Annotated in this window: 10 protein-coding genes; 2 read left to right on the plus strand and 8 right to left on the minus strand. The window is 42.4% G+C overall.

Translation table 11 applies throughout. The annotated features are described in order from the left end of the window. Positions 1-2: 2 nt before the first annotated feature. The 5 genes from panB to mazG form a co-directional block, all read right to left on the minus strand. Positions 3-812 (minus strand): 3-methyl-2-oxobutanoate hydroxymethyltransferase, encoded by an 810-nt coding sequence (gene panB / locus AWW72_RS14925; protein ID WP_062847863.1) that lies wholly within the window; start codon positions 810-812, stop codon positions 3-5. A 39-nt stretch (positions 813-851) separates the two neighbouring features. Beyond that, positions 852-1,340, minus strand: a complete 489-nt coding sequence (gene folK, locus AWW72_RS14930; RefSeq protein ID WP_062847864.1) for a 2-amino-4-hydroxy-6-hydroxymethyldihydropteridine diphosphokinase — start codon at positions 1,338-1,340, stop codon at positions 852-854. Further along, on the minus strand, positions 1,337-2,791 hold the full coding sequence (gene pcnB / locus AWW72_RS14935; RefSeq protein WP_005255102.1) for a polynucleotide adenylyltransferase PcnB: 1,455 nt from the start codon (positions 2,789-2,791) through the stop codon (positions 1,337-1,339). Before pcnB ends, folK begins: the two co-directional genes overlap by 4 nt. 140 nt (positions 2,792-2,931) lie before the next feature. After that, positions 2,932-3,360 (minus strand): ComEA family DNA-binding protein, encoded by a 429-nt coding sequence (locus AWW72_RS14940; RefSeq protein WP_062847865.1) that lies wholly within the window; start codon positions 3,358-3,360, stop codon positions 2,932-2,934. Further along, positions 3,329-4,135, minus strand: a complete 807-nt coding sequence (gene mazG, locus AWW72_RS14945; protein ID WP_062847866.1) for a nucleoside triphosphate pyrophosphohydrolase — start codon at positions 4,133-4,135, stop codon at positions 3,329-3,331. Before mazG ends, AWW72_RS14940 begins: the two co-directional genes overlap by 32 nt. 100 nt (positions 4,136-4,235) lie before the next feature. On the opposite strand from mazG, the gene AWW72_RS14950 reads away from it, so the two are divergent. Continuing rightward, the gene (locus AWW72_RS14950) at positions 4,236-5,012 is read left to right on the plus strand and encodes an SDR family oxidoreductase (RefSeq protein WP_062847867.1); all 777 of its coding nucleotides are present in this window, start codon (positions 4,236-4,238) and stop codon (positions 5,010-5,012) included. 251 nt (positions 5,013-5,263) lie between these two features. Beyond that, positions 5,264-5,698 carry a hypothetical protein gene (locus AWW72_RS14955; RefSeq protein WP_062847868.1) on the plus strand — a complete coding sequence of 145 codons (435 nt, stop codon included), beginning with the start codon at positions 5,264-5,266 and terminating at the stop codon, positions 5,696-5,698. 98 nt (positions 5,699-5,796) lie between these two features. Here the strand turns inward: AWW72_RS14955 and AWW72_RS14960 are convergent, their stop codons facing one another. The 3 genes from AWW72_RS14960 to AWW72_RS14970 are packed head-to-tail and all read right to left on the minus strand — an operon-like array spanning position 5,797 to position 10,372. Then, positions 5,797-8,100, minus strand: a complete 2,304-nt coding sequence (locus AWW72_RS14960) for a RelA/SpoT family protein (RefSeq protein WP_004774676.1) — start codon at positions 8,098-8,100, stop codon at positions 5,797-5,799. Between the two features lie 31 nt (positions 8,101-8,131). Then, positions 8,132-9,541 carry a 23S rRNA (uracil(1939)-C(5))-methyltransferase RlmD gene (gene rlmD / locus AWW72_RS14965; RefSeq protein WP_062847869.1) on the minus strand — a complete coding sequence of 470 codons (1,410 nt, stop codon included), beginning with the start codon at positions 9,539-9,541 and terminating at the stop codon, positions 8,132-8,134. 9 nt (positions 9,542-9,550) lie between these two features. Further along, complete coding sequence (locus AWW72_RS14970; protein WP_004774674.1) at positions 9,551-10,372, minus strand: 3'-5' exonuclease; 822 nt, start codon at positions 10,370-10,372, stop codon at positions 9,551-9,553. Between the last annotated feature and the right edge of the window lie 27 nt (positions 10,373-10,399).

A 10,399-nucleotide genomic window follows, 5' to 3' on the forward strand; every position in this document is an offset into this window, starting at 1 on the left:
AATTAAAGCTCAACCTGAAAAGTATGTTCTTTGGCTGGGAAAGACTGATCCTGAACGGCAGCATGATACGATTTAAACGCATCTACGATTGCAGTTTCACCCGCTTGCTCTTTCATGAAGTTACGTACGAAACGAGCAACACGACCAAAGGTCAGGCCAAGCATGTCCTGAACGACCAACACCTGACCATCCGTTTCATTACCCGCACCAATCCCGATCACTGGTGTATTCGGAAACAATTCTGCAATTTCTTTACCCAACTGTGCAGGAACACATTCAAGTAATAACACCGCTGCACCAGCATCAACCACGGCCTGACAATCTGCAATCAACTGATCCGCTGCTTCGCGTGTTTTTGCTTGCAACTTATAGCCACCTAATACATGTACAGATTGTGGCGTTAAGCCTAAATGTACACACACAGGAATACCATTACGAGTCAATACAGTAACCAGTTCGCTAAGCCAGGCACCACCTTCGATCTTGACCATTTGTGCGCCAGCTTGCATGACAGTTCTTGCATTTTTCAAACCATCTTCAAGCGTTGCATAGCTCATAAATGGCAGATCCGTCATAATGAGGGCATGTGCATTACCACGACGTACAGCAGCAGTATGGTAAGCCATGTCTTCCACAGTAACAGGAAGTGTAGAATCTCTGCCTTGAATCGCCATTCCAAGAGAGTCACCGATTAAAATCGTATCAATTTCAGCCAACTCCATCCCTTTAGCCATACTTGCATCGTAACAAGTAAGACATGAGAACTTGCGTCCTTCGGCTTTAAACTTTCTTAAGTCACTTAGACTAATCATGATGATGTCCTCTACAGGCGTTTCCAGAACGAAACAGTCTTAGACGGTTGCCCAAGACTGGTCTGCTATTACAGTCAAGTTTGCTTGCTGTACCAGTTCTAAATCTTTTAAAGAATGACCATTTAATTGTAAATGAGCATCTAAATCTAATAAGGGAATAACGACGAAATCACGCTCTAAAATACCAATATGTGGCACCGTTAAACGTTCATTCTGGATCTGTTCCTGACCATAGATCAGCAAATCCAGATCAAGCGTTCGCTCACCCCAGCGTCGTAAACGGACACGTCCTGCTTCTTGCTCAAATTGTTGTAATTGATCTAACAGAGCAAGCGGTGCAAGGTCGGTATCCAGTTGAACAACTGCATTGAGATAATTGGGCTGATCTTGTGGCCCCATCGGTGGACTTTGATAAAGTCGAGAAACCTGTACAGCGCCGAGCGTTGCCAGCTTCGCAACAGCTTCACTCAGAATCTGCTGCGAATCGCCTAAATTACTGCCAAGACCGATATAGGTACGAATCGTCATTGTGTTGGCCCAAAAACCACTTGGCTTAAGTCACGTTGTACACGTTTACGCTTAAGAATCGGATGATCCGCATGAACCTGTCCTGAATTGCCAGCCGCTTTTTCAATAAAACGACTCGCTGACTCATCAGCTCTGACACGTTCTTTTTTGCCACGACGACTTCTTGGCTCAGGTACATTGACCAAAGGCTCAATTTCAGTCGTCTTCGGCTCATCTGCTTCAACCGCCTTACGACGTGTCTTGCTGCGTTGACGATTGTACTGACGAATTGCCGCTTCTTTTTGGTCAGTGGTCATTTCCTGATAAGTTTCCCACCAAGTGCCCATGCCTTCTGTACTACTGTCGCCTGATTTTTCACGTAACAGCAAGAAGTCAAAGCCTGCACGGAAACGGGCATGCCCTGCCAAAGCCTCAATCTGTTGTGGTTTTGGATTCAGCAAACGCGTCTGCATTTCCCAAACTTCACGAATAAAGGTTTCAGCAAAACGTGGAATAATGGTACGAGTAGCCTGACGTTTCAATACATCAAGTCCAGCTTGTGCACGCGCTTCCGCGGGCACGACACCTTTATTCAAATAGTAGTCACAACGTTCTAAAAATGGTTTCCATAACAATACCGCATAGAAAAATGCAGGATTGATGGTTTTACCCACTTGAATACGCTGATCGGTATTTCGTGCGGCACGCTCAATAAAAGCGGTAATATTCGGCGGGATTTCGGCGAAAAGCTGTTTCCATACACCAAACTCTATCAACATTGGCAAGACACGCGTCAAATGCCCCATGGTGAACAGTTTTTGTGATTCATCATATAAACGATGTGGCGAAACATCACGCAATAATTGCGTCATTTCAGCACTAAAAACATCGAGAATGGATTGATCAATCTGGAAGTTTAATTTTGCAGCAAAACGCAATGCACGTAACATACGTACAGGATCTTCTTCAAAACGCTGTGCAGGTTCACCAAGAAAACGTAAAGTGCGCGTCTTGATGTCATCTACCGCATGGCAGAAATCAAGTACGATGCCTTTCCGTGGCTGGTAATACAAGGTATTGATAGAAAAATCTCGACGAGCAAAGTCTTGCTCAATCGTTCCCCAGTTATTATCACGAAGAATCATACCAGAGGCACTGGTGACTGCTTTTTTCGGCGGGGCACGGAATGTCGCAACTTCAATCAGTTCACGACCAGAATACACATGTGCTAACTCAAAACGTCGTCCGATAATTCGGCAACGTCGACCAAAAACTTCTTTCACCTGAGCTGGTGTAGCATTAGTAACCGCGTCAAAATCCTTTGGATTAAGACCTAACATCATATCTCGAACACCACCGCCCACAATATATGCTTCGTAGCCTGCTTTAGTCAGACTATCAATCACATCTAGAATTGAGGAAGGAAGTTGAGTTGTGGACAAACCACATTTTGACGCACGCAAAGTTTGCAAAAGACACTGTCTCCTACGTCAGGACGTAAATAACAATTTGTCGCTAATCATAGCTCTAACACACACAAAGGGCAATTTATTCTGTTGGAAGTTTCAACAGATCAGTCTGCCTATTCCATCACATTATTACAATTCTGAGCCTATAACATCAGCCTTGCTTTGTTTTTTTCAAACAATTTTGGCCCGATTCCCTTGATATTCATCAGCTCATCTATACTTTTAAAACCACCATTCTTTTGACGATATTCCATAATCGTCTGGGCTTTTTTCTCGCCAACACCATTCAGTGTCTGCAATTGCTGTAAATTTGCCTGATTTAAACTGATTTTATCGCCTTGAATATTTAGGGAAGATGAAACCTGTTTTATATTTTGTTGGGAAGCCGGTCGGGATAAATAATAATTATTGTTTGCCTGATTCGCCAACTGCTGGTCACGTGCTTGCTGCTGAGCTTTCCATTGTTGATAGGACTGATCAAACTGTTGGGCGTTGAGATGTGAAATACATCCCATGCACAAGATCATCAATAAAAAAAGTCTATGTTTGCTGCTCGCTAGTCGAAAAATCATGGTTCCCCTCCCCAGATTTTAATTGAATTTTGGCTTGCTCCCAGAGTTCATCCATTTCTGCCAAACTCATTTTTTGCAAGTCTTTGTGTTGTTGTTGCGCCTGTTGTTCTATATAAGCAAAGCGGCTTCTAAACTTATGAATGGTCGCCAATAGCGATGCTTCACTCGATACCCCCAGCTTTCGTCCCACATTAATTAATGAAAATAGACAATCCCCAAACTCTTCCTCGATCTCATCCGCGCTTTGATGCTTGATTGCGTGCTGCAACTCCCCTAATTCTTCGTCCAGCTTCGCATAAGCATCGTCTAGCGTTTCAAAATCGAAACCCAGTTGTGCCGCTTTTTTTTGAATTTCATGCGCTTGTACTAAAGCAGGTGCATGCTTCACCTCATCAAGACGCGATTGTACTTTACCTTGTTTTTCTTGCAGTTTGATTTGTTTCCATAACTCACTCACTTGCTCAGGCGTTAAATTTTGATATTTTTCCGCCTCAAAAACATGCGGATGACGGCGAACTAACTTTTCACTGATCGCATTCACAACATCCTGAAAATTAAATAATCCTTTTTCATCAAACATTTGCGATTGAAAAACCACTTGCAGCAATAAATCACCGAGTTCATTACGAATCTCATCGATATCACCCGAACGAATTGCATCCTCAACTTCATACGCTTCTTCAATGGCATAACGGGTTAAACTCTCAGGTGTTTGTTGTTGATCCCACGGACATTTTTTTCTTAACTCTTGCATGATTGCCAATAATTTTTCCATGATGATCTCCAAACCAGATGCAGCCTAATTGTTGCAGCTTAAACACGCTTATGCGTAATATACAGGCAGGCAAAATATCAATATAAAGCAAGGGAAAGCAATGCAAAATAGTGTTTTTATTAGCGGGGCTGCACAAGGAATTGGTGCTGAAATCGCTCGCCTCTTCTACCAACATGGTTTCAAAGTTGGAATCTACGACATCAATACCGAACAGGCTCAACATCTGGCACAACAACTGGGTGTGAATGCCAAAGCGGGTTATCTGGATGTCAGCGACTATCAGCAATGGCAAACTGCGCTACAGGAATTTACGCTTTGGGCTGGCCAACTGAATATTCTGGTTAACAATGCAGGTATTCTTTACTCGGGCGCATTCGAAAACACCGAGATTCAATCACACCATCGCATCATTGATATTAATATCAAAGGTGTACTCAATGGCTGCCATGCCGCTTTAGCACATCTACAACTGGCCCGTTTTGCCCGTGTCATTAATTTATCTTCGGCCTCTGCGATTTATGGGCAGGCTGATTTGGCTTGCTACTCTGCCAGTAAGTTTGCTGTACGAGGTTTAACTGAAGCCTTAGATGTGGAGTGGCAAAAATACAAGATTCGTGTTCTGGATGTCATGCCACTCTTTGTGCAAACCAATATGGTGAAAGACATGGATGCAGGTAGTATTCAACATATGGGCGTAAACCTCACAGCTTCAGATGTTGCTCAACAGGTTTTGCAACTGGCACAACAAAAAGATCATGCCCTGCTTGCAACCCATACGCCTGTGGGGATGAAAACTAAGCTCATGTATCAGCTCTCTCATTTGAGTCCGCAGTTTTTAAATCGAATAACCAATATATTATTATCAAGAAAAAAATAATTTTAATGCCTTTCATATTATCAAAAAATATCAGAGGCATTCTTTAAAACACCAAAATAAAAAATCTAATAAGACAATATTAAAACCCAGCTTGCCACACATATTTAAAACAAGAAAAAACCTAAAAATCACAATAAAACACCTAAAACCTTAAAAAAACATTCATATTGTCAATTATTAAGGTTTTTAATGGTAAAACTTAATCGTATTTTTTTATTATTATGCGACCCTTCTTTTCGAGGGTTTTAATAATGAAAAAATTACTAGTTTTAACTTTAGCAACAACATTTTCTTTTTCAGCTTTTGCTGCAAGTGAAAATGCAAACAAACCATTTTCAACTACTGAATTAAAAGCCATGAACTGTGCTGATCTTTCTGTTGAACAAGCAAATGCCAAACGCGAACTTGCTGAAGCAGACAAAAACATTGCAAACATCAATGCAAATGCACAAGCACCGGGTAAAGCCGTGAGTAAATGGGCTGGTCTTGCAAGTGGTGCTATTAGTGCTTTTGCTGGAAATTCAGAGAAAGCTGCTAAAGTGGGTCAAATTGCCAATAATCTTGCGGGTGAAGAAGATACTTCTGATGCGGCTAACCTGACCTTACAACAAGCAATTAAAACAAAGGCACAAACTAATATTGATAACATGACGGTTTATCAAAAAAGTAAAAAGTGCAAAATGTAATTTCCAAATTAGGCATTATTATTAAAACCCAACATAGGTTCTAATAATAAAAAATAAAACCTGCTATATTGCAGGTTTTATTTCTCAACTTAGATCAATTAACTTCCTTGAACTAAACGTCTTGCGCTAATAATCCCTGGTTGCTGCTCTAAACGTGCCAGCAAACGAGATAATTGAGCCAACCCTTTTACTTCAATCAACAACTTCATATTGGCAATACCATCTGCCTCAGAAATTGTATTGACCTGACGAATATTAATTTGATCCGAGAAAATAACCTGTGTCAGATCTTTAAGCAGACCACGGCGATCATAGGCTTCCACCACGATCTGAACACTCTGACCACGCGTTGGCTGCATTTCCCAATCGGCTTCAACAGCACGTTCAGGTTCTTGTGTCGTCATGCGGATATAGTCTGGACATGCAACTTTATGAATACTCACACCACGATTCAACGTGATATAACCACCAATCGATTCACCATGTACAGGCTGACAACACTGTGCAATGTGCAGTTCAACGTTGTCCAGACCATCAATCAAGATACCGTGTGCAGATAAAGTATGACTAGCACGCGGATTCAATGCAGGTTTTAACACCAGTTCAGGCTCATCCTGATCCAGATGCATTTGACGATTCACCTGATTCATCAAGGCATGCAGACTGATATCGCCGCTCACCAATGCAACCAAGATATCATCGCCTGCCTTCAGATTGAAATGCGATGAATAATCTTTAAGATCGATACTCTTTGGATGGATCGCTAAACGCGCCAGCTCTTTATTAAGTAACTCACGCCCAACTTCGACATTCTTACTACGATCTTGCTGTCTAAACCAGTGGCGTAACTTGTCACGCGCACGTGCAGTCTTGATATAACCCAGCGAATTCACCAACCAGTCACGGTTCGGTTCACGATCTTTTTTGGTTAAAATCTCAACCTGCTCACCTGTCTTTAACATATAGGTTAAAGGCACATAACGCTGGTTTACACGTGCGGCATAGCACTTGTTTCCGACCTCGGTATGCACATGGTAAGCAAAATCCAAAACGGTTGAACCACGAGGTAACTCTTTGATGTCACCATCACGACTAAACACATAGATCTTTTCAAAATTTTCAAAATCCTGAATCTGATCAATGCCGTTCGATTCTTCATCTTCACCATGCGGCGTGGTTTCGGTACGTTCCTGATAGTGTTCAAGTACCGCACGTAAAGAATGCAAACGATCATTAAAGGAATGATCGGTATTCTTGGCGCCTTCTTTGTAGTTAAAGTGCGAACACACCCCAAGCTCAGCTTCGTTATGCATTTCAAAAGTACGAATTTGTACTTCCAGTGATTTGTTCTCTGCAATCACCGCTGTATGCAATGAACGATAGCCATTGGCTTTTGGATTGGTGACATAGTCATCGAACTGGTTCGGAATATGACGCCAGATTTGATGAACAATGCCCAAGGCATGGTAGCAATCAGGCACATTTTTCACTAACACACGCACTGCACGGATGTCATAAAGCTGATCAAAGCTGAGGTTCTTGCTTTTCATTTTTCGATAAATCGAATAAATGTGCTTCACACGCCCAGTAATTTCCGCATGGATATCATATGCAGCCAATTCAGTTTTCAGTTTATCAATCACAAACTGAATATACTGCTCACGCTCCAAACGCTTTTCATTTAATAAAGACGCAATTTCTTTATAACGTTCTGGTGCCAAATAACGAAAGGCAAGATCTTCCAGTTCCCACTTTAGCTGTGCAATACCGAGACGATGCGCCAGCGGCGAGTAAATGGTGAGAATTTCGCGTGCTACACGTTCCTGACGTTCTTTACTTGCTGTTGCCAGTTCACGCAAAGCATAAGTACGCTCTGCCAGCTTGATGAGTACAACCCGAACATCTTCCGTTACTGAGATCAGCATTTTATAAATGCCATTTAGATGTTCGCGTTGATTATTATTAAAATGGTCTTCTAAACGCTTATTCTTTTCAATCAACTCCGACAGTTTACCCATTGCAAGGGTGCCTTGAACCAAAGCTAGAACCTGTTCGCCAAACTGTTGTTGAATGTCCTCTAAAGTAATGAGACCTTCACGTACACTACGATATAACACTGCCGCTGAAAGCGTGTCTTCGTCGACATGCAAATGGGCCAAAATATCTGCCATACCAATCCCTGTACTAAAGGTATTGATACGATGATCCGTCGCTTGTAACTCTTTTGCTAAGGTAAGCTCGGCAACTTTTTGAAGTTGTTTTAGCTCAGCCCCATCCAAAATACCACGCACTCGATCTAGCCAAGAGACTAGACTACTTTGCGCTTCAGCGGCATGTTCTACAGTCGCTTCCTCAGACAACTCTTGGAGTCGTCCAGGTAACTGTTCACGTACTGTGACCATACCTTTCTCCTCTGGATATGTAACTCATTTTTTAATCGTTTATCTCTTCGATTTTTTCAAGCTTCTCAATCTTTTCAAACAGGGCAATCGATTCAACATGTTCAGTATGCGTAAACATGTCCATCACCGCAGCTTTTTTCAACTGATAGCCATATTGTGCCAGTACACCTGCATCCCTTGCCAGTGTTGATGGGTTACATGATACATAAACGATTCTTTTCGCTCCAAAATTAGGTACATATTGCATAACCTCAAACGCACCTGATCGTGGAGGATCAATTAATAATGCATCAAATCCCTGTTTCGCCCAAGAATGATGCGAAAAGTCTTTTGTTAAATCTTGTGAAAAGAATAGCGCTTGTGACAATTGATTTGCTTTCGCATTTTCAGTTGCCCGTTGCACCATCTCATCACTCGCTTCAACGCCGACCACCTGACCTGTTTCACCCACACGACGTGCAATCGGGAGAGAGAAATTGCCTAATCCACAGAATAGGTCAAGCACTCTTTCCCCTTCCTGTAATTGAAGCAATTCACATGCCAAGTGAATCATTTGTGCATTTACACCACTATTCACTTGAGTAAAGTCTAAAGGTGAAAATGCAAATTTGACTGCAAAATCATCCAGACTGTAATGCAAACGCATCGGTGCCTGTGAATCATCTACGCGATGTAAACTATCGCCCCCTTTGGGCTGCAAATACAACTGCCATCCTTTGAGTAACGTAAACTGACGTAATTGGTTGACATCCGACGCATTTAATTCATCCAGATGACGAATCAGCAATGCCACCTCAGTATCGCCCATGGCCAATTCTATATGACCAATATGGGCTTTGCCTGTAAGACTTTCGAGTAACTTCTTAAGTTCAGGCAAGGTTGCGGATAAAGTTTGATCCAGTACATTGCACTGCTGGATTGCAGTGAGATGATTACTATGATGCTCACGGAAACCCATCACCAAACGGTTCTGCTTGGCAATGTAGCGCACACCGATACGGGCACGACGACGGTAATCTGTTTTTACCGAACGGATCGGTGCCAACCATTGCTCAGGCTCTAAACCCGCAAAATGTTGTAAATGTGACTTCAACACATTCTGTTTCAGTAAAATTTGTTCGTCAGGATGAATATGTTGCAGGCTACAGCCACCACATACCCCAAAATGAGGGCAGATCGGATCAACACGACCTTCAGCCGCCTCACCTTCCAGCTTGATCATGTCAGCTTCTTCAAGACGAGAAGTCTGGTTGGTAATCTTTGCCTGCACCGTTTCACCAACGAGGCCATAGCGAATAAATACCTTCTTGCCATGCTTTTCTTTAGGATGGTCAGGATGCGTTCCATAATGCGCGATGCCGCGCCCTTCATGAGAAAATGCTTCGATTTGAAAGGTATATGTTGAATATTGGGCTGGGCGATGTTTCGCTTTGTGTTTCAAAAGATGAACCTAATTTTTTGGCGCAAAAGTGGGTGCGGTAAATACAGTATATTGCGATGTTTGTTGCCATACCTGTAAAAATTCTGTTTGTTGCGTTTGAGTTTGTAAATAATCAATCGTCGCTTGAATCAACTGTTGATGATCTTTTTGATTCAACTGACCTTTTAGCAGCAACCAGCGGATATAGACCAGCCATGTATTCAGCACATCGCCTTCACAATAACTGGTCAATTTTAACCATTGTTCAGTGCGTACATAGTCTGGCACATGATAACCCGTCTCACCACGTTTACCTGGGAAACCCAGCAAACAGGCAATATCATCCAGCTTCTGGAAATTACGACCATTAAACATGGCCATCACATCCATCAGGTCAACATGACGATGGTGATAACGGTTCTGATAATTGTTGTAACGCTTCTGCTGATCAATTTCACCCTGATCAAATAAGCTTGGTGCAGAAAGCCCATGATACATGGCGCGGAACAAAATCACTGGCAAGTCAAATTGCGAACCATTCCAGCTCACCAGTGTCGGCTGTTTCTTATCAAAAATAGACAAGAACTTAGCCAGCATTTCTGCTTCGCTGTTCTGTTCCTGACTGAATGAAAACAGACGGAAACCTTTTTCATCAATCCATAACCCAGAAATACAGACAATCTCATGCAACGGTAACCGCTGAAAATCGACACCTGATTCTTGACGGCGAATCTTGGTCAGTGCCTGTTCCACATCCGCTTCTGGCAAGTCCAGATCATAGAGATGAGCCCCTGCCTTTATATCGGTCAGCGTTTCAATATCAAAAACTAAAATCGGAAAGCGTAAATTCATCTTAAAATCTCTTCCAATCCCTCCCAC

It is taken from the genome of Acinetobacter sp. NRRL B-65365 (assembly GCF_001605865.1).
In the GTDB taxonomy this organism is placed as follows: Bacteria; Pseudomonadota; Gammaproteobacteria; order Pseudomonadales; family Moraxellaceae; genus Acinetobacter; species Acinetobacter vivianii.